This is a genomic window from Burkholderia savannae (assembly GCF_001524445.2).
In the GTDB taxonomy this organism is placed as follows: Bacteria; Pseudomonadota; Gammaproteobacteria; order Burkholderiales; family Burkholderiaceae; genus Burkholderia; species Burkholderia savannae.
Map to the genome: position 1 here is coordinate 4,073,641 of NZ_CP013417.1, position 18,354 is coordinate 4,091,994.

Sequence of the window (18,354 nt, forward strand, 5' to 3'; positions counted from 1 at the left end):
GCCGCCCGTCGGCGCCGGTCGCCCGCCGGTGCCGCCCCGTTTTTCGGGGCGCGGCGGCCGCTCCCGCTTCTTTCGTTGGTGCGCACCGCAATGAATCAGCCGTTGCCCGTCACCGTGCTGTCCGGCTTCCTCGGCGCCGGCAAGACCACGCTGCTCAATCACATCCTCGCGAATCGCGCCGGCCTGAAGGTCGCCGTGATCGTCAACGATCTCGCCGCCGTCAACGTCGATGCGACGCTCGTGCGCGACGCGGCCGAGCTGTCGCACGTCGAGGAACGCCTCGTCGAAATGTCGAACGGCTGCATCTGCTGCACGCTGCGCGACGATTTGCTCGTCGAGATCCGCCGCCTCGCGGCCGAAAACCGCTTCGATGCGATCCTGATCGAATCGACCGGCATCGCCGAGCCGATGCCGATCGCCGAGACCTTCACGTTCGTCGACGACGACGGCTCGACGCTCGAGGATGTCGCGCGCCTCGACACGATGGTCACCGTCGTCGACGCGTTCAACTTCCTGCGCGACTACGCCCGCGACGACGCGCTCGCGGAACGCGGCCTCGCCGCGACCGACGAGGACGACCGCACGCTCGTCGAGCTGCTGATCGAGCAGATCGAATTTTGCGACGTGCTCGTCGTCAACAAGGCGGATCTCGTTGACGCCGACGCGCTCGCGCGCCTGCAGCGCATCCTCGCGAACCTGAATCCGCGCGCGCGGCAGATCGTGAGCCGCTTCGGCGACGTGCCGCTCGCCGACGTGATCGACACGAAACTCTTCGACTTCGACGCAGCCGCGAGCGCGCCCGGCTGGCTCGCGTCGCTCGAGCATCGGCATGACTACGACGAAGACGAGCACGGCCAAGGCAATGGGCACGTGCATGGCGAAGCCGACGAATACGGCATCGGCCACTTCGTCTATCGCGCGCGCCGGCCGTTCCATCCGGAGCGGCTGTGGACGCTGCTGCACGAAGAGTGGAAGGGCGTGCTGCGCAGCAAGGGCTTCTTCTGGCTCGCGACGCGCAACGACATCGCCGGCTCGCTGTCGCAGGCGGGCGGGGTGTGCCGGCACGGTCCGGCCGGGCACTGGTGGGCGGCGCAGGACCGCGCCGAATGGCCGGAACAGGGCGACGAACTGTACAACGAGATCGTTGCCGACTGGCACGGCGACCTCGCCGATACGTCGATCGGCGATCGCCGACAGGAACTCGTGATGATCGGCGTCGGGCTGGATGCGCCCGCGTGGCGCGCGAAGTTCGATGCGTGCCTGCTCACCGACGCCGAATGCGCGCAAGGCAAGGATGCGTGGGCAAGCTACGCGGACCCGTTCCCGGCATGGGACGTCGACGATCATGACCACGCCCATGATCATGATCACGGCCATGACCATGATCACGATCACGGCGACGACGCCGAAATCGTCCACCGCCACTGATCGTCAAAGATTGAAAAAGACAATGCGGCGCGGCAAAAAAGCCGCGCACAAAAGAAAAAACCCGCTGGAACCAGCGGGTTTTTCGTTCGCGAAAGCTCGTTTCAGCGCTTGTTCACTGCGTCCTTGAACGCCTTGCCCGCCGTGAACTTAACCGTCTTGGCTGCCGGGATCTTGATGGTCTCGCCCGTCTTGGGATTGCGGCCGGTGCGCGCTGCGCGCTTGCCCGAGCCGAAGCTGCCGAAGCCGATCAGTTGAACTGAGTCGCCTTTCGACACAGACTTCTTGATCACTTCGAGGAGCGTGTCCAGCGTTTCGCCGGTTTGAGCCTTGCTGGCGCCCGTCTGGGCGGCGACGGCGTCGATCAGTTCCTGTTTGTTCATTAAGGTTCCTTTCCAGGTTAGGTTGACACGAACAGCGCGAACGCGCCGATTATACGTGCGCGAACCGTGCCGTCTATAGTGTGTGGCAACGGCACAGCGCAAAGTATTGCGCCGCGCAACGCACCGCCGGGTTTGCCTCCTGGCAGCTCCGCGATACGGCGCTTGCTATGATAGCGCAGCGCAAACCCAATAACGACAAGGGTTTCAAAGATTTTCGAGCGAATTTTGTCGAGTTAGACGCGTTCCGCGCGGGTTTCGAGTCGCGCCAACCGGCTTCGCCGCTGCCCGGCCGAAGCCCGCGCGTGGTTTCGTTGGATTTTGCCAACGCCAGGCGGGACGGGGCTCACGCGGCGGTTCGCCGCAATTTCGCCGCCTTCTTTATTGTTTCGCATGCCCGATCGAATCGTTCCGGCGACGCTCGTCTTCCGCGAAGACGGCACCGTCGTCTCGCCGCTCTACGGCGACATCTACCATAGCGCGGCCGGCGCGCTTGCTCAGGCCGACCATGTGTTCATCCGCGGCAACGACCTGCCGAAGCGCTGGCAGCACGAGCAAACTTTCACGATTTTCGAGACAGGATTCGGCACCGGCTGCAACTTTCTCGCGACGTGGGCCGCGTGGCGCGCGGACCCGTCTCGCTGCGAGCGGCTTCACTTCGTGTCGGTCGAAAAGCACCCGTTCGCGCGCGACGATCTGCGTCGCGCCGCCGCGCATATCGTTGCATATACAACCATTGAGCCGCTCGTCGACGAACTCGCGAACGCGTGGCCCGCGCTGACGCCAGGCGTGCATCGCCTCGAATTCGACGGCGCTCGCGTGACGCTCACGCTCGCGTTCGGCGACGCGCTCGACGTGCTGCCGAATCTCGTGCTGCGCGCAAACGCGTTCTATCTCGACGGCTTCGCGCCGACGAAGAACGCGGATCTATGGTCGCCCGCGATCTTCAAATCGCTCGCGAAACTCGCCGACGACCATGCGACGTTCGCGACGTACACGAGCTCGGGCGCAGTCAAGCGCGCGCTAGACGAAGCGGGGTTCGCGTGTCGGAAAGTTGAAGGCTTCGCGGGCAAGCGCGCGATGCTCGTCGGCGAATTCGCGCCGCGCTGGCGCGTGCGGCGCCATGAGCCGCCGCGCGCGCTCGACGTCGGCACGCGCGATGCGCTCGTGATCGGCGCGGGGCTCGCGGGATGCGCGGTCGTCGAGCGGCTCGCGGCGCGCGGCTGGCACGTGACGCTCGTCGAGCGGCGCGAACGGATTGCGAGCGAGGCGTCCGGCAATCCCGCCGGCGTGTTCCATCCGATGATCGCGCGCGACGACAACCTCGCGTCCCGACTGTCGCGCGCCGGTTTTCTGCATGCGCTCGGACGCTGGCGCGCGCTCGAGCGCGCCGGACACGCGTTCGCGCGCAGCACGCGGGGCCTCGTGCAGCTCGCGACGTCGGACGACGAATTCGAGCGGATGCGCGACACCATCGATGCGCTCGGCGTGCCGGCGGAGCTCGCGGCGGCGCTGTCGCGCGACCAAACGCGAGCGCTGCTGCAAACCGAGGTCGCGCACGGTGGCTGGTGGTTTCCGCAAGGCGGCTCGATCAGCCCCGCCGCGCTCGCGGCCGCGCAGTGCGCGGCGGCCGGCGAACGGCTCGTGCGCATCGCCGGCGTCGAAGTCGCGCGGCTCGAGCGCGGCGGCGACGGCCGCTGGCGCGCGCTCGACGCATCGGGCGCGACGCTTGCACAGGCGAGTGTCGTCGTCGTCGCGAACGCGGCCGACGCCGCGCGCGTCGCGGGCCTTCGGCACGCACCGACGCAGCGCGTGCGCGGCCAGTTGACGCTGCTGCCGCCGGGCAGCGCGCCCGCCGTGCCGCTGCCCGTGATCGGCGACGGCTACGTCGTGCCGCTCGCCGACGGCGTCACGCTGACGGGCGCGACGTACGAGCCGGACGATGCCGACACGGCGCTGCGCGAAGCGGGCCATCGCGAAAACCTCGAACGGCTCGAGCGGCTGCTGCCCGCTTTTTCCGCGACGACGCTCGACGCGCGCACGCTTGCGGGGCGCGTCGGCTTTCGCTGCGTCGCGAGCGACCGGCTGCCGCTCGTCGGCGAGCTGCCCGACGAAACGGCGGCCGCGCGCAATGCGGCTGCGCTCACCGGCGCGAGGCTGCGCGACGTGCCGCGCGCGGCTGGCCTGTACGGCGCATTTGGCTATGGCTCGCGCGGGCTCGTCTGGGCCTCGCTCGGCGCCGACCTGATCGCCGCGCAGATCGAAGGAGAGCCGTGGCCGCTCGAACGCGAGCTCGCCGAAGCGATCGACCCGGCTCGCTTCCTCGTGCGCGCATTGCGTCACGGGCGCGCCGACTGACTCATCGAAACCGGCTCACTATCTGGACAACCGAGCGCTTTTGCGCGACGTGCGGCCGAAGAAATTTCTCGACCTCGCCACAGAAACGCGAGCCGGTTATCCACGCAACCCTGTGGATAACCAAGCGAATTCCCCGCTCGTTCACTGTGCAACCGATGTGGACGTAAACGGGGTAACTACGCGCCACCGCACAGACCCGAAAAAGTTGATCATCGAAACTCTGTGCGGACAAACAGGCTGTGCATTCGGTTATGCGCACCGCAAGTTCCTGATCTGTCGACGTAAACGCTGGTTGTCCACAGAAAAACGGGCGCTTTGTTAACTCTTACTATGTATGTATACAGGTTTACCTCAGGATAAAGACGCTAGCCTCCTGCGGTCGGCCAACCGTTTGCCCGATTTCGGTTCGGACCGTAATAGCTGTGGCACAATCGGTCTCCTTCACGCACGTCATGGCATGGCGCCATGCTTGCATCAACGGAACGGTCGGCTCGAATTCGGATCTGAGGATTTGAGATCGCGCTGCCCATTCGCACACGCCAGGCCGACCCAGATCGGCTGCAGGCCCGACTGACCGTCGCACCCTTTTCAGCGACGCGGGCTTACCCCATGTCCTAGCGGTCGTACAGAACAACGAACGACGGGGCAACCACTCATCCAGCGCGCATCATTCGCTCGACTCGCTCGATCCGCGTCGCCGGAGGTTGCCTTCCAAAGGAGAAGTCACCACGATGAAGTCAGCGTTCTCGTTTCTACCCAACTGGCCGCTCGCCCCGGATGCGATCTTCTGGGCCGGCTTCGCGCTCTTCGCAGCAGGCCTCTGCGGCGAGCTCTGCTATCGAGCATGGCGCCTGCCGCGCATCACCGGCTACGCGGTGATCGGCCTCATCGCAGGCTCGTTCGGCTTCGGCGTGATCGATGCGAGCACCGACGACACGTCGCGGCTCCTCGTCAACGTCGCGCTCGGGCTGCTGCTGTTCGAACTCGGCAGCCGGCTCGACTTGCGCTGGATTCGCCGCAATCCGTGGCTCATCGCGTCGAGTCTCGCCGAGGCGACGCTCACGTTCGTACTCGTGCTCGCGGTGCTGCTGCTCCTCAAGGTGCCGGGGATGATCGCGCTCGTGCTCGCGGCGATCGCGATCTCGACGTCGCCCGCGATGGTGATCCAGCTGAAGACCGAATTGCGCGCGGAAGGGCAGGTGTCGCAGCGGCTCATCACGCTCTCCGCGCTCAACAGCGTCTACGCAGTCGTGCTGACGAAGCTCGTCACGAGCTGGCTGCATCAGGAAGCGTACGGCAACGTGTTCGCGACGATCCTGCAGCCGATCTATCTGCTCGCCGGCTCGTTCATCGTCGCGTATCTGTTCGCTCGTGCATGCAATTATCTGTTCAGGCACGTCGCCGCGACGATGCGCGACGAGCATTCGTTCGTCGCGCTGTTCGGTCTCGTCGTGCTGGCGATCGCGGTTGCGCAGGTGCTCAAATTGTCGACGATGCTCACGCTCTTGCTCGCCGGCATCATCGTGAAGAACCTCGAGGCGCGCCCGCAGCTTTGGCCGGAGCACTTCGGCACGGCCGGGTGGCTGCTCACCGTGATCCTGTTCGTGCTGACGCTCACGTCGTTCGCATGGCAGGACATCGTCGCGGGCGGACTCGTCGCGGGCGCGCTGATTGCGACGCGCTTCGTCGCGAAGCTCGTCGGCGTGCTCGCGTTCGCGAAGCCGAGCGGCCTCGGCGTCAAGCAGGGCGTTGCGCTCGGCTTCTCGCTCGTGCCGATGTCGGCGCTCGCGTATCTGCTCGTCGACGATACCTACCAGCTTTACCCGAATTTCGATCCGCGCCTGCGCGCGGTCATCATGTGCTCGATCGTCGTGCTGCAACTGATCGGGCCGCTTGTCGTCTATCGCAGCCTGTCGGCCGTCGGCGAACGGCGTGACGCCACCTGATCCGCGCGTTCGACGCTTCCCGTCCCGTTATCCGGAACCACGCCATGGCACTCGAAACCTTTGTCAATTCCGAACCGTTCACGTTCGGCATCGAGCTCGAAATCCAGATCGTCAATACGCACAACTACGATCTGACTAAAGCGTCGTCCGACCTGATGCGGCTCATCAAGGATGCGAAATTTCCCGGCAACATCACGCCGGAGATCACCGAAAGCATGATCGAGCTGTCGACGGGCATATGCCGAACGCATGATCAGGCATTGGGCGAACTGCACGCGATCCGCGACACGCTCGTCAGCGCGGCCGACCAGCTGAACGTCGGTCTCTGCGGCGGCGGCACGCACGCGTTCCAGCAATGGAGCGAGCGGCAGATCTTCGATGCGCCGCGCTTCCAGTACATCTCCGAGCTGTACGGCTATCTCGCGAAGCAGTTCACGGTGTTCGGCCAGCACGTGCATATCGGCTGTCCGGACGCCGACAGCGCGCTGTTCCTGCTGCATTCGATGTCGCGCTTCATCCCGCACTTCATCGCACTTTCGGCGTCGTCGCCGTACGTGCAGAACGTCGACACCGGATTTCATTCTGCACGCCTGAATTCCGTGTTCGCGTTCCCGCTGTCGGGCCGCGCGCCGTTCGTGCTCACCTGGCAAGGCTTCGAGGAGTACTTCACGAAGATGGTGAACACGGGCGTCGTCAACAGCATGAAGGATTTCTACTGGGACATTCGCCCGAAGCCCGGCTACGGAACGATCGAGGTGCGCGTGATGGACACGCCGCTGTCCGTCGACCGCGCGGCCGCGATCGCGTGCTACATCCAGACGCTCGCACGCTATCTGCTGATCGATCGGCCGCTCAAGCTGTCGGAGGACGACTATCTCGTCTACACGTTCAACCGCTTCGAGGCGTGCCGCTTCGGACTCGAGGGCACCTGCGTGAATCCGCAGACGGGCGAGCGCCGGACGATCGCCGAGGACATCCTCGACACGCTCGAGCGCATCGCGCCGCACGCGGCGGCGCTCGGCTCGCGCGCGGCGCTCGACGAGATCGGCGCGCTCGCGAAGGCGCGCGTGAACGACGCGTCGTGGCTGCGGACGATTTTCAAGCAGGAAAAATCACTGAACGAAACGGTTCGCCAGCAATGTCTGCGGTGGCGGGAATGAAAAATAGTTTTTCAAATCTTCGCAGCCGGCGAGCACAGGTTTAGGTTTACCTCGACGTATACGTATGTAAACGTAGTAGTAGTTAACAAGCGTCGGCCGATTCTGTGGATAACTTGATATTTCGCCGCAAAGTCAAAGGCCTGTGGCATTGACAACGCTGCGGATCGAGTAAGAATTCCGGCGGATGCGCGGGGACGGAATTTTTTTCGGCGAGCCTGTGCTCCGAGTTGTCAAGAAACGACACACAGTTCATTCCTGTGCTTATTCAGGCGTTATCCACAGATTTGATGGGATAACTTAGCTGTGCGATTTTCCGCTCTCGCTTAGAATGTCGGCTTCGCGGTGGTCGGCGCCGACGGGGGTGCTGAAACCGCGTGCAGGTTCGCGGCGTGTGCCTCGCGGCGAACATGTCGGGTGCGCTCGGCCGGGCGCGCCCTTTTGAGACAGAGATCGAGACCTGATCTCCCCACAAACGGCCGCCTTCATAAGACGGCCGGCAACAGCGAAAAGACTATGAGCGAAGGTGTTTACGGGAACCAGGCTTCGGGGCGAGTGACCCACAGCCTGTTGCGGTTGAGCACGGCTATGCGGAGCCAGGCATGGGATTGGGCGGAAGGCGCGGGGTTGACGCCGACGCAAGGTGAAATCCTCGTGCTGCTGCTCCAACGCAAGGGGCCGATGCGTCTGGGCGAGATTGCGCGCGAAACGCAATTGACCGCCGCGACGACGAGCGATGCGGTGAGCACGCTCGAGCACAAGGGGCTAGTCGAGAAGCGTCGCGCGCTGGACGACGGCCGCGCGCTCGCGGTGCGCTTGAGCGCGCGTGGCCGCGCGGCGGCGAAGAAGGCGCTGCAGTGGCCCGACTTTCTGTCGAAGGCGGTCGGCACGCTCGGCAGCGACGAGCAGGGCGTGCTGTATCGCGCGCTGTTGAAAACGCTGCGCGAACTGCAGGTCAACGGCGACATTCCGCCGCACCGGATGTGCGTGACGTGCAAGCACTTCCAGCCGGGCAAAGCGGCGCGTAAGCCGACGTACCGTTGTTCGCTGCTCGATCTGACGATGACGGACAGCGACCTGCGTCTCGACTGCGCGGTGCACGAGGAAGCGGACGCTCTGACGCAGAAGAAGACCTGGAAGCTCTTCGCGCAGGCGTGATGCGCGTCGGGCGGCCGCCTGTTCTCGCCGGAGGCGCTGATGAACGCTGAAGCCGTTGCGATTCGCCACGTGCATTTCGAGGACCTCGGGAGTTTCGAGCAGGTGCTCGGCGAGCGCGGCCGGCGTGTGCGGTACGTCGACGTCGGCGGTTCTCGCGTCGAGGCGCTCGACCCGCTCGAGCCGTCGCTGCTCGTCATGCTGGGCGGGCCGATCAGCGCGTACGACGACGAGCTGTATCCGACGACGGCGCCGCTCACGGCGCTCGTCGGCAAGCGAATCGAGGCCGGCTTGCCGACGCTCGGTGTCTGTCTCGGTTCGCAGCTGATCGCGCGTGCGCTCGGCGCACGCGTGTATCCGGCCGCGACGAAGGAACTCGGCTGGATGCCGCTCACGCTGACGGACGCGGGGCGCGCGTCACCGCTGCGCCATGTCGACGGCGCGATCACGTCGATGATGCATTGGCACGGCGACACGTTCGACCTGCCGGCGGGCGCGATCCATCTCGCATCGACGCCGACGTGCCGCAACCAGGCTTTCTCGTGGGGCACGCACGTACTCGCGCTTCAATGCCATCCGGAGATCCGCGCGGACCGCTTCGAGCCCTGGCTGATCGGTCATGCGGGCGAGATCGCGGCAACGCCCGGGACTGACGCGAAACGATTGCGCGAGCAGACTGCGCAGCTCGGCCCGACGCTCGAACGCGCCGCGCGTGCGATGTTCGGCGAGTGGCTCGATTCCGTCGGGCTGTAGGGCCGCCGCGCTTGGCCGTTTTCGGCCGCGCGTATCCGAGCGAATGCGGCAGGTGCGAGGCGCGCTGCCGATCGCGGTACCGTTTCCGTCCAGTTCCATTCCGCGCGTCATGGCGCTCGCGGCAAGCGTGCGCGCCGCGTGCTAACCTCGGTCGCTCGACTTCCTACGTGAGAGCGGCTGCCATGAGCGCGTTGTTTTCTCCGTTCACGCTGCGCGGCGTGACCCTTCCCAATCGCATCGTGATTTCGCCGATGTGCCAGTACTCCGCCGAAAACGGCGAGGCGCGCGCATGGCACATGATCCATCTCGGTCATCTCGCGCTCTCCGGGGCGGGGCTCCTCTGCATCGAAGCAACGGCGGTCGAGCCCGATGGCCGCATATCGCCCGCGGATCTCGGTTTGTGGAGCGACGCGACCGAAGCCGCGCTCGAACCCGTGCTCGCGGCGGTCCGCAAGTATTCGCCGATTCGAGTCGCGATGCAGATCTCGCACGCGGGGCGCAAGGCGTCGAGCGACGTGCCGTGGAACGGCGGGCAGTTGATTCCCGTCGACCGGGGCGGCTGGCAGCCGCATGCGCCGTCCGCGATTCCGCATCGGGACGACGAGCCGCCGCCGCTCGCGCTCGATGCGGCCGGGCTCGAACGCGTGCGCCGAGCGTTCGTCGAATCGGCGAAGCGTGCGGCGCGTCTCGGCATCGATGCGCTCGAAGTGCACGCGGCGCATGGCTACCTGCTGCATCAATTTTTGTCGCCGCTCGCGAATCGCCGCACCGATGCGTACGGCGGCTCGCTCGAGAACCGGATGCGCTTTCCGCTCGAAGTGTTCGACGCGGTACGCGCCGCGTTTCCGGACGATCGTCCGGTTGGCGTGCGGGTGTCCGCGACCGACTGGGTGCCGGGCGGCTGGGAGCTCGACGAGACGATCGCGTTCGCGCACGAGCTGAAGCGGCGCGGCTGCGACTGGATCGACGTGTCGTCGGGCGGCGTGTCGCCGCTGCAGAAGATTCCGCTGTCGCCCGGCTATCAGGTGCCGTTCGCTCAGGCGGTCAAGCGCGCGGCCGGCATGCCGACGGTCGCCGTCGGCCTCATCTCCGATCCCGAGCACGCGAATCGCCTAATCGAAGCGGGCGATGCGGACTTCGTCGCGATGGCGCGCGCGATGCTCTATGATCCGCGCTGGCCGTGGCACGCGGCCGCGAAGCTCGGCGCGACGGTCAGTGCGCCGCCGCAGTACTGGCGTTCGCAGCCGCGCGAGCACAAGGCGCTGTTCGGCGACGCGTCGTTCGGCCAGCGTTGAGCTTGGTGCGCGCACTCGGATTCGCGCGAGGCGTGGGCGAGTGATCGGGGAGTGATCGGAGAGTGATGGGCGGGCAGCGCGCCCGCCGGTTCACTCGCCGATTCGCGGCGCACCGTGATTTCCGCTGATTTCGCGCGGTTTCGAGCGTCGAGCGGCTGTTCGATGTTGAACGAAGCAATCCCGAACGTGTAGGATTCGGGTGATTCGCACTCGGCCGACGCACGGCATGCAATGCCGCATGCGTCGCGGCCGACGAAGCGGCGCGAGCGACATGCGATGCGCGGCGCGATCGTTTCAGTTTCAAGTCGTCTTCAAAGGATTCGTTCGATGAGTTCACGCAGGATCGTGGTACGCCGCTCGGGCGTTCACGGCAAGGGCGTATTCGCCGCGGCGCCGATCAAGGCGGGAGAGCGCGTAGTCGAATACAAGGGCGAGCGGATCTCGTGGAAAGAGGCGCTGCGCCGCCATCCGCACGACCCGAACGATCCGAATCACACGTTCTACTTCGCGCTCGAAGAGGGCGGCGTGATCGACGGCAAGATCAACGGCAACAGCGCGCGCTGGATCAATCATTCGTGCGCGCCGAACTGCGAAGCCGAGGAAGTGGGCGGGCGCGTGTTCATCCATGCGCTGCGCGACATCGACGAGCAGGAAGAATTGTTCTACGACTACGGCCTCGTGATCGATGCGCGCCTGACGAAGAAGCTCAAGCGCGAATACGCGTGCCGTTGCGGCGCGGCGTCGTGCCGGGGCACGCTGCTGGCGACGCCGGAAGAAGACGAAGGCAAGAAAAAGAAGAAGGCAAAGAAAGGCGGCAAGGACAAGGATAAGAAAAAGAAGAAGTGACGCCGCCGCGGTGATGCGATGCGAACGGCGGGCGCACGCCGCGATTTCGTTCGATAGGACGGCCGAATCGAGACGGGCCGTCCCGATATTTTTCGATCCCAACTAATTGGCTCGCGCGCGGCTGCGGAGGTTTGGCGGCGGCGACGCGCGTCGTTGGGCCGAGTCGTCGAGTGCGTTCGAGAACGCGTCGTCCAGCGGTGTCGCGCGCGAATGTTCCTTCGGCGCGCGTTTCGATTGCCGCATACGCGGCCGTGAATCGGGCATTCGGATTCTTCCGAGGGACGACGTGACGCGCATGCGGCGAGCCGCATCGCCCGATCATGCGCATCGCATCCGCACGTCGAACCGCTCGCGCGCGGCACGTGGCCGCACGAGCAGCAGCTTCGTCAGACCGAAGCGGTCGGCGATTCCGACGGACGAGGCGCGGGCGCAGACGGTTTGTCCGCGAGCGGCACCTGCACGACGAAGCGCGAGCCGCCTTCGGGCGCGTCCGAGTACGACACCGTGCCGCCGTGCATCGCGATGATGTCGTGGACGATCGCAAGGCCGAGGCCCGCGCCCGTCTCGACGCCGCTGCCGCTTTGCGCGTCGCCGCGGAAAAAGCGCTTGAAGAGGTCTGCCTGCTGTCCCGCCGGCACGCCGGAGCCGTTATCCTCGACGACGATCTCGGCCGCGGGCATGCCGTCGCCGAGCGCGATTCGCGACACGTCGACCGTGATCCGCGCGCCTTGCGGCCGCGCGAGCGGCACGTACTTCAGCGCGTTGTCGAGCAGGTTCGCGATCACCTCGCGCAGCAGCACCGGATTGCCGCGCACGATGAGCGGCTCGTCGTCGGCGCGGCCGTCGCCACGCTGAAAGCCGAGATCGACGTGCGCGGCGAGCGCGCGCGGCACCCATTCGGCACCGGTTTCGAACGCGAGGCCGGCGAGATCGACGTCGACGAAGCGGGCCGCTTGTTCGCCGGGCTCCGCGCGCGCGAGCGACAGCAATTGATTCGACAGCCGCACCGCACGGTCTGCCGCCGAGCGCAACTCGCGCACCGCGGTCAGCGCCTGCTGCGGATCGCGCGCGATGGCCGCTTGTTCCGCATGCAGCTTGATCGCGGTGAGCGGCGTGCGCAACTGGTGCGCGGCGTCGGCGATGAACTTGCGCTGCGCGTCGAGCGCGGTTTTCAGGCGGCCGAGCAGCGCGTTCATCGCGCTCGTGAGCGGCCGGATTTCGAGCGGCACCTCGGTTTCGTCGACGGGCTCGAGCGACGTGTGGGTCTGCCGGTTCAGCGAATCGGCGAGATGCGTGAGCGGGCCGAGCTGCTGATTGACGACGCGCCACACGATTCCCCAGCCGGCGAGCAGCAGCAGCAGCAGCGGCATCATGATCGCAACCAGGAATTCGGCCGCGATCCGGTAGCGGTAGCGCACCGGCTGCGCAACCTCGACGATCATCGGATTGCCGCTTTCCGTCTGCTCGACGCGCACTTGCGCCACGCGCACCGCCTGGTTTTCGTATTCGGCCTCGAACACGTACGCAACGTGCATCCGGCGCACGCTCGTGCCTTGCAGCGGCAGCTTCGGATCGCCGGCAAGCTCGTGCTCGCCGTCGCTGATCCGGTAGATCAGCTGCTCGGTCGGATCGGAGAACATCGCCTGCGCGAGGGGCGGCACCGTGAACGGCGCATCGGGGCCGGCGATCTGGATCTGTTTCGAGATGGCCGATGCGAGATCGGCGAGCGATCGATCGACGACATGCTGTGTGTATTGCCACGCGAGCCAGTACGCAATGAGGCCGCTCATCAGCGCGAGCATCGATAGCGGCGCGGCGAGGCGGCGCAACAGCGTGCGGCGCAGGCTGGTCACAGCCGGATCAAGGGACATCGCGCGAAAGAAAAAGATAAGCGCCGCTTCGCGAAGCGGCGCGGGTAGGGCGTGCGGCACGCGCGGCCGCGGCGTGCCGCACGCGCGGCGTCAGGCCGTCAGACGCTCGCCGTCTGGCGGATCTCCTGCAGCAGATAGCCGAAGCCGCGCACCGTGACGATCTCGACACGGCACTGCTCGAGCTTTTTGCGCACCCGGTGCACGTAGACTTCGATCGCGGTGTCGCCGAGATCGCCGCCGAAGTGCGTCAGGTGATCCTGCAGCTGCGCCTTGCTGACGACGCGCCCGTGACGCAGCAGCAGCATTTCGAGCACCGCGAATTCGCGCGGCGACAGCTCGAGCGGCTTGTCGTCGTTGAAGATGCGGCGATCGACGCCCGACAGGCGCACGCCGCCGAGCGACACTTCCGGGCGCGGCATGTCGCTGTGCGGGCCGCTGCGGCGCATCACCGCGCGAATCCGCGCTTCGAGCTCCGCGGGCTCGAACGGCTTGAGCATGTAGTCGTCGGCGCCCGAGTTGAGGCCTTGCACGCGATCGTTCAGCTCGTCGCGCGCGGTCAGCACGATGACGGGCGTGTGGCGGTTGGTCTGGCGGAAGCGCGACAGCAGCGTCATGCCGTCGATGCCGGGCAGGCCGAGGTCGAGGATCACGAGCTCGTGGCGATTTTGCGCGAGCGCCTGCTCGGCAAAGATGCCGTCGTGAACCATGTCGACGGTGAAGCCCGCTTGTTCGAGGCTGCTTTGAATGCCGCGTGCGATGGGGCGGTCGTCTTCGATCAGAAGGAGTCGCATGAGATTCGCTCAAGTACAATGGGTTGGCGGTTCAGGCACGCGGGACAGCACGACGCCATTTCCACGAAAACGTCGCATGCCCGGCAACGAGCAGGACGGCCAGCAACGAACATTTCGATCATGTCCGATATTTCGATCCACGAACTCGAAGCCGCGATCAATTTCTGGCGGGCCCGCTCGCCGTCGAGCGGCGACGAACTCGAACTCTGCGAAGAGGCTAGCGCGCTTTCCAAACCGTATGCGTTGCTGATTGTACAGCGCCAAAGTGCGCTGCAACTGGAAGGATTAGACCCTAAAGCACGCAACGCATGGGACTCTTACGTTCGACTTAACAACGGCTTGGAAGGCTGAAGGCTTTCGCTTCATTCAGCATAGAAAACGCTTACTGAAAGCGATACGTTGACGATCCGTTTTCGAATCTCCATCAGGGTAATTACGCAGCCTTTGCGTGCTTGCCCACTTCCTCGATGAAATGCGCGAGCTTGATGTCGCGTTCGGTGAGGCCGTCTGCGTCGTGCGTCGACAGCGTGACGTCGACGCGGTTGTAGACGTTGAACCACTCGGGATGGTGATTCATTTCCTGCGCCTTGATCGCCACGCGCGCCATGAACCCGAACGCCTCGTTGAAATCGGCGAAGCGAAAACTGCGCTGGATCGCGTCGCGGCCCGGGACGGCCGTCCAGTGAGGCAGGCTTTCGAGTTGCGTCTTGCGTTCTTCCGATGTGAGCTTGTGAATCATTTTCATACCTCGTCCGATGGCGGCGCGGCCGAGCCAGTTCGCGCGGCGGCGCGCCGTATCGGCCATTCTTTCATAATTGTTCGTCAGGCGTCTTCATCGGTTGCCCAGCCTTCGCCCGTGCCGCGCGTGAGCACATGATCGCCGTCAAGCACCGCGCCCGCCGCGTGCTCGGGCGCGTCGGCGAGGCGGGCGGCGAGCATGCGCGCGTCGACGTGGGCGAGCGCGAAGAGCTGCGCGAAATCGTCGATCACGAAGTAGGTCTTCTGGAACGTGTCGATTCGATAGCGGGTCCGCATCACGCGTTCGAGATCGAAGCCGATCCGGTTCGGCGCCGCGCTCTCCAGGCTGTAGAGCGTCTCGCCCTTGCTCGACACGATGCCCGCGCCGTAGATTCGCAGCCCGTTTTCGCCGCGCGCATCGCGGATCAGGCCGAATTCGACCGTGTACCAATAGAGGCGCGCAAGGAGCGCGAGCGCGCGCGGATCGTCGGCGACGCCGAGCGCCGCGCGGCCGTACGCGTGCATGTAGTCGGCGAACACCGGATCGATGAGAAGCGGCACGTGGCCGAACAGGTCGTGGAAGCAGTCCGGCTCCTGCAGGTAATCGAGCTGGTCCGGGCGGCGCATCCACCAGGTGACCGGAAACCGCCGGTTCGCGAGGTGCTCGAAGAATACGGCGTCCGGCACGAGGCCCGGCACGGCGACGATGCGCCAGCCGGTCGCGGGCTCGAGCCGGCGGTTTACGTCGGCGAACGACGGCACGCGATCGGCCGGCAGGCCGATGCGCGCGAGCCCGTCGACGAACGCGTCGCACGCGCGGCCGCGCAGCAGCGACGCCTGGCGCGCATGGAGCTGGCGCCACACCGCGTGGTCGGCCTCGCCGTAGCGGGCGAGCGGCTGGTCGATGGTGAAATCGGCGCGGGTTTCGAGGCCCGCGTCGAACTGTTCCTTCAGTTTCGCGGTGACGACGGTGGACATGGTGAACGCTTGCTTCGCATCGGTTGGGATGCCTGCAAGTGTAGGGCGGGACTTGCGCGGATTGGGCGCAAAGTCAGCGGATATTCGGCTTTAAATGCGATAATCTCGCATTGATACGCAAAATCACGCGGAGAATTTTCATGCTGGAACTCGATCACTTCGATTTGGCGCTGCTCGACGTGTTGCAGCGCTTCGGCCGCGCGACGCATCAGCAGCTCGGCGAGGAAGTGCCGCTGTCGCCGTCGCAGATCGGCAGGCGGCTGCAGCGGCTCGAGGCGGCGGGCGTGATCGACGGCTACCGCGTCGTGCTGCGGCCCGAGCGGCTCGGGCTCGGCGTCACCGCGTTCACGAGCCTGAAGCTCAAGCATCACGGCGATTCGATCATCGAGCAGTTCCAGCAGCAGATCGACGTGCTGCCCGAAGTGCTCGAATGTCATGCGGTGGTCGGCGACGCCGATTATCTGCTCAGGATCGTCGCGCCGGATTTGAACGCGCTGTCGTCGTTCGTGATGAAGAAGCTGATGCGGGTGCCGGGCGTGGACAGCGTACGCTCGAACATCGTGCTCACGACGTTCAAGCGCAACGGGCCGCTGCCGCTCGGCCATCTCGCGTCCGGCGCGCCCGCCGCGTGACGCGTGACGCGGGCGCGGCGCGGCTGACGACAGGCGGCCGGCGGGCGGGCGCGCTTTGCCCGCACGTCCGCCTCGCCGGCGTGCGTTACGCGGCCGGTTCGGCCTGCGCGTTCAGCAGATCGACGTACGCAACCGCGACGAGATCGTCGCTCGACACGCCGAGCTTTTCGAACACCGCGTGCGCTTCCGCGTGGCCGCCTTCCTCGTCGTCGTCCGGCGCAAGCACCACTTCGAGCTCGACGAAGTCGCCCAGGCCGTCGACGCGGTCGAGGTGAATTCGCGTGCGGCCCGCCAGGTAGACGTGCCGCTCCTTTGTCACGATGCCGCGGGTCGTCAGCGCGGTCGCGAGCAGCGCGTGCATTGCGTCCGGATTCGTCACCGGGCTGCGCGTGTAGTACGACGCCTTCGGGCCGTCCTGGTCGTCGCGCTGATAGAAGATCAGCTCGGCGGGCGTGCCGTCCTCGAAGCGGCGCAGCTTTAGCCGGCCGCGCGGCACGTCGTAGAAGAAATCCTGCTGGCGGTAGAAGAGGGGCGCGTCGGGCGCCAGCTCGGCGGCCCGTTCGCGCAATCGTTCGAATTCGCGCGCGCGGGCTTTGATCTCGATGTTGCGGGCCATGCGGGTCTCCTGTGAAGAGCGTTTGCGGGTCCGGACGAACCATCCAGAAGCCCCATTCTATCGGGGCGCGAGCGCTTTTGACGCGACGTGCAACGGGGCCTGCCGCATTCGGCGGAAACGGCCGCGCGGCGGGCGGCCGAGCCCGGTGAGCGGCGCGCCGTGGCCGGGTACGTCATGCGCAAGGGCGGCGCCGTTTGCGGCGACGCCGCGCGGCACGGCGCGATTCGCGGTGCGGCACGGCACGATTGGGCGCGGCGCGACTTGGTGCGGCCCGGCGCGATGAGTGGGATCGAGCGCGACGGTCGCGGCGCGACATTGCGCCGCAATCACGCGATTCGACGCCGAAGCGATTGCGCGAGGCGTGCCCTGATTCAATTCAGGTCGCGACCGTGGCGTTCCACCTGTCCAGGTCTTCGCCGCCGCTTCGATCATCAGCGGCGCTCATATCGCCCATTGCTCGTCGATGAGGCGCAGCGCGGCGGCGATCGCGCGCTCGTCGCGCCGCTCGGCGAGCGTGACGAACGTGAGCTCGGCGGGCACGGCGACATGCTCGACGATCGTGAGCGCGTGCGCGTGCGCTTCCCGCAGCGCGACCGAGTCGCGCGCGAGCGTCAGGCCGACGCCCGACTTGACGAGATCGAGCATCGACGTCTCCTGATCGACTTCGGCGACCTTGACGGGCTGCACGAGCGCGTCGGCGAAGCGGCGCGACAGGAGCCGCTGGTGCGCGGACGCGGCGGGCGTCCAGATCCACGGCAGCGCGGCGAGCTCGCGCCACGTGCGCGCGCGCTGCACGCGTTCCTTCCAGCCGGCGGGCGCGAGCACCCGATAGCGGAACTGCGTGAGCGTCACCGTGTGGAAGCGCCCGGCGTCGCGCGGATCGTCTTCTTCCGGCCGGCCGATGTAGTAGCCGACGTCGAGCTCGCGCGAGCGGACCTGATCGAGCACCCAGCCGGACATCCCGTGCCGCAGCGCCGTCTCGATCTGCGGATAGGTTTCGACGAGCCGCTTCAGGAAGCCGCCGAGCCGCAGGAATTCGGGGTCGAGGATCGTGCCGATCCGCAGCCGCCCGCGCACTTCGTGCCGCAGCGCGGCGGCCGCGCGCTTCACGTCGGCCGCCGCGTCGAGCGCGCGCTCCGCGTGCGGCAGCAGCGCCTGGCCGTCGCGCGTGAGCACGAGCCCGCGCGACGTGCGCACGAACAGGCCGACGCCGAGCAGATCCTGCAGATTCTTGATCTGCAGGCTGACGGCGGGCTGCGTCAGATGCAGTTGCGTCGCCGCGCGCGTGAGATTGCCCTCGCGCGCGACCGCGACGAACGCGCGGAGCAGAGTCAGGTCCATCGAGCAATATTAGCGCTGCTTATAACGCAATTGAGCATAACTCATTGGATCGCGAACGGGGCTCGCGGGTAC

At 66.2% G+C, this 18,354-nt stretch carries 18 protein-coding genes; 10 read left to right on the plus strand and 8 right to left on the minus strand.

The annotated features are described in order from the left end of the window. Positions 1–90 precede the first annotated feature (90 nt). Positions 91–1,428 carry a GTP-binding protein gene (locus WS78_RS19960; protein ID WP_059577903.1) on the plus strand — a complete coding sequence of 446 codons (1,338 nt, stop codon included), beginning with the start codon at positions 91–93 and terminating at the stop codon, positions 1,426–1,428. A gap of 101 nt (positions 1,429–1,529) precedes the next feature. On the opposite strand, the gene WS78_RS19965 is transcribed toward WS78_RS19960, so the two are convergent. Beyond that, entirely contained in the window at positions 1,530–1,808 is a 279-nt protein-coding gene (locus WS78_RS19965; protein WP_010100512.1) for an HU family DNA-binding protein, read from the minus strand. Between the two features lie 390 nt (positions 1,809–2,198). On the opposite strand from WS78_RS19965, the gene mnmC reads away from it, so the two are divergent. The 3 genes from mnmC to WS78_RS19990 all read left to right on the plus strand — a co-directional run bounded on the left by mnmC (position 2,199) and on the right by WS78_RS19990 (position 7,269). Then, positions 2,199–4,163 (plus strand): bifunctional tRNA (5-methylaminomethyl-2-thiouridine)(34)-methyltransferase MnmD/FAD-dependent 5-carboxymethylaminomethyl-2-thiouridine(34) oxidoreductase MnmC, encoded by a 1,965-nt coding sequence (mnmC, locus tag WS78_RS19970; protein WP_059577908.1) that lies wholly within the window; start codon positions 2,199–2,201, stop codon positions 4,161–4,163. A gap of 731 nt (positions 4,164–4,894) precedes the next feature. Continuing rightward, the gene (locus tag WS78_RS19985) at positions 4,895–6,109 is read left to right on the plus strand and encodes a cation:proton antiporter (protein WP_038750088.1); all 1,215 of its coding nucleotides are present in this window, start codon (positions 4,895–4,897) and stop codon (positions 6,107–6,109) included. A 44-nt stretch (positions 6,110–6,153) separates the two neighbouring features. Then, positions 6,154–7,269 carry a YbdK family carboxylate-amine ligase gene (locus WS78_RS19990; protein ID WP_038750091.1) on the plus strand — a complete coding sequence of 372 codons (1,116 nt, stop codon included), beginning with the start codon at positions 6,154–6,156 and terminating at the stop codon, positions 7,267–7,269. 297 nt (positions 7,270–7,566) lie between these two features. On the opposite strand, the gene WS78_RS19995 is transcribed toward WS78_RS19990, so the two are convergent. Continuing rightward, positions 7,567–7,830, minus strand: a complete 264-nt coding sequence (locus WS78_RS19995; protein WP_081989731.1) for a diguanylate cyclase — start codon at positions 7,828–7,830, stop codon at positions 7,567–7,569. Here WS78_RS19995 and WS78_RS20000 point away from each other — a divergent pair. The 4 genes from WS78_RS20000 (at position 7,783) to WS78_RS20020 (ending at position 11,315) form a co-directional block, all read left to right on the plus strand. Further along, the gene (locus WS78_RS20000) at positions 7,783–8,424 is read left to right on the plus strand and encodes a MarR family winged helix-turn-helix transcriptional regulator (protein ID WP_038750094.1); all 642 of its coding nucleotides are present in this window, start codon (positions 7,783–7,785) and stop codon (positions 8,422–8,424) included. The two genes, WS78_RS19995 and WS78_RS20000, sit on opposite strands and share 48 nt — an antisense overlap. A gap of 39 nt (positions 8,425–8,463) precedes the next feature. Further along, complete coding sequence (locus WS78_RS20005; RefSeq protein ID WP_038750096.1) at positions 8,464–9,174, plus strand: glutamine amidotransferase; 711 nt, start codon at positions 8,464–8,466, stop codon at positions 9,172–9,174. Positions 9,175–9,356: 182 nt separating this feature from the next. Beyond that, positions 9,357–10,469 (plus strand): NADH:flavin oxidoreductase/NADH oxidase, encoded by a 1,113-nt coding sequence (locus WS78_RS20010; protein ID WP_059577912.1) that lies wholly within the window; start codon positions 9,357–9,359, stop codon positions 10,467–10,469. A gap of 327 nt (positions 10,470–10,796) precedes the next feature. Then, positions 10,797–11,315, plus strand: coding sequence for an SET domain-containing protein (locus tag WS78_RS20020; protein WP_038750102.1), 519 nt, complete (start codon positions 10,797–10,799; stop codon positions 11,313–11,315). Between the two features lie 386 nt (positions 11,316–11,701). Here the strand turns inward: WS78_RS20020 and WS78_RS20025 are convergent, their stop codons facing one another. Both WS78_RS20025 and WS78_RS20030 read right to left on the minus strand, forming a co-directional pair. Continuing rightward, positions 11,702–13,168: a sensor histidine kinase gene (locus tag WS78_RS20025; RefSeq protein ID WP_059577916.1), complete on the minus strand. Its 1,467-nt coding sequence runs from the start codon at positions 13,166–13,168 to the stop codon at positions 11,702–11,704. A 116-nt stretch (positions 13,169–13,284) separates the two neighbouring features. Then, positions 13,285–13,977 (minus strand): response regulator transcription factor, encoded by a 693-nt coding sequence (locus tag WS78_RS20030; RefSeq protein ID WP_004195796.1) that lies wholly within the window; start codon positions 13,975–13,977, stop codon positions 13,285–13,287. A gap of 120 nt (positions 13,978–14,097) precedes the next feature. On the opposite strand from WS78_RS20030, the gene WS78_RS20035 reads away from it, so the two are divergent. After that, positions 14,098–14,328: a DUF3717 domain-containing protein gene (locus tag WS78_RS20035; protein WP_038750108.1), complete on the plus strand. Its 231-nt coding sequence runs from the start codon at positions 14,098–14,100 to the stop codon at positions 14,326–14,328. Between the two features lie 82 nt (positions 14,329–14,410). Here the strand turns inward: WS78_RS20035 and WS78_RS20040 are convergent, their stop codons facing one another. Continuing rightward, positions 14,411–14,716: a 4a-hydroxytetrahydrobiopterin dehydratase gene (locus tag WS78_RS20040; protein ID WP_038750241.1), complete on the minus strand. Its 306-nt coding sequence runs from the start codon at positions 14,714–14,716 to the stop codon at positions 14,411–14,413. An 83-nt stretch (positions 14,717–14,799) separates the two neighbouring features. Further along, on the minus strand, positions 14,800–15,693 hold the full coding sequence (phhA, locus tag WS78_RS20045; protein ID WP_038750111.1) for a phenylalanine 4-monooxygenase: 894 nt from the start codon (positions 15,691–15,693) through the stop codon (positions 14,800–14,802). Between the two features lie 140 nt (positions 15,694–15,833). Here phhA and WS78_RS20050 point away from each other — a divergent pair, with 140 nt between their 5' ends. Continuing rightward, positions 15,834–16,325, plus strand: coding sequence for an Lrp/AsnC family transcriptional regulator (locus WS78_RS20050; RefSeq protein ID WP_004195800.1), 492 nt, complete (start codon positions 15,834–15,836; stop codon positions 16,323–16,325). Between the two features lie 85 nt (positions 16,326–16,410). On the opposite strand, the gene WS78_RS20055 is transcribed toward WS78_RS20050, so the two are convergent. Together WS78_RS20055 and WS78_RS20065 are read right to left on the minus strand one after the other, a co-directional pair. Continuing rightward, entirely contained in the window at positions 16,411–16,941 is a 531-nt protein-coding gene (locus WS78_RS20055; RefSeq protein WP_038750114.1) for a class IV adenylate cyclase, read from the minus strand. 441 nt (positions 16,942–17,382) lie between these two features. After that, on the minus strand, positions 17,383–18,282 hold the full coding sequence (locus tag WS78_RS20065) for a LysR family transcriptional regulator (protein WP_038750119.1): 900 nt from the start codon (positions 18,280–18,282) through the stop codon (positions 17,383–17,385). Positions 18,283–18,354: the final 72 nt, after the last annotated feature.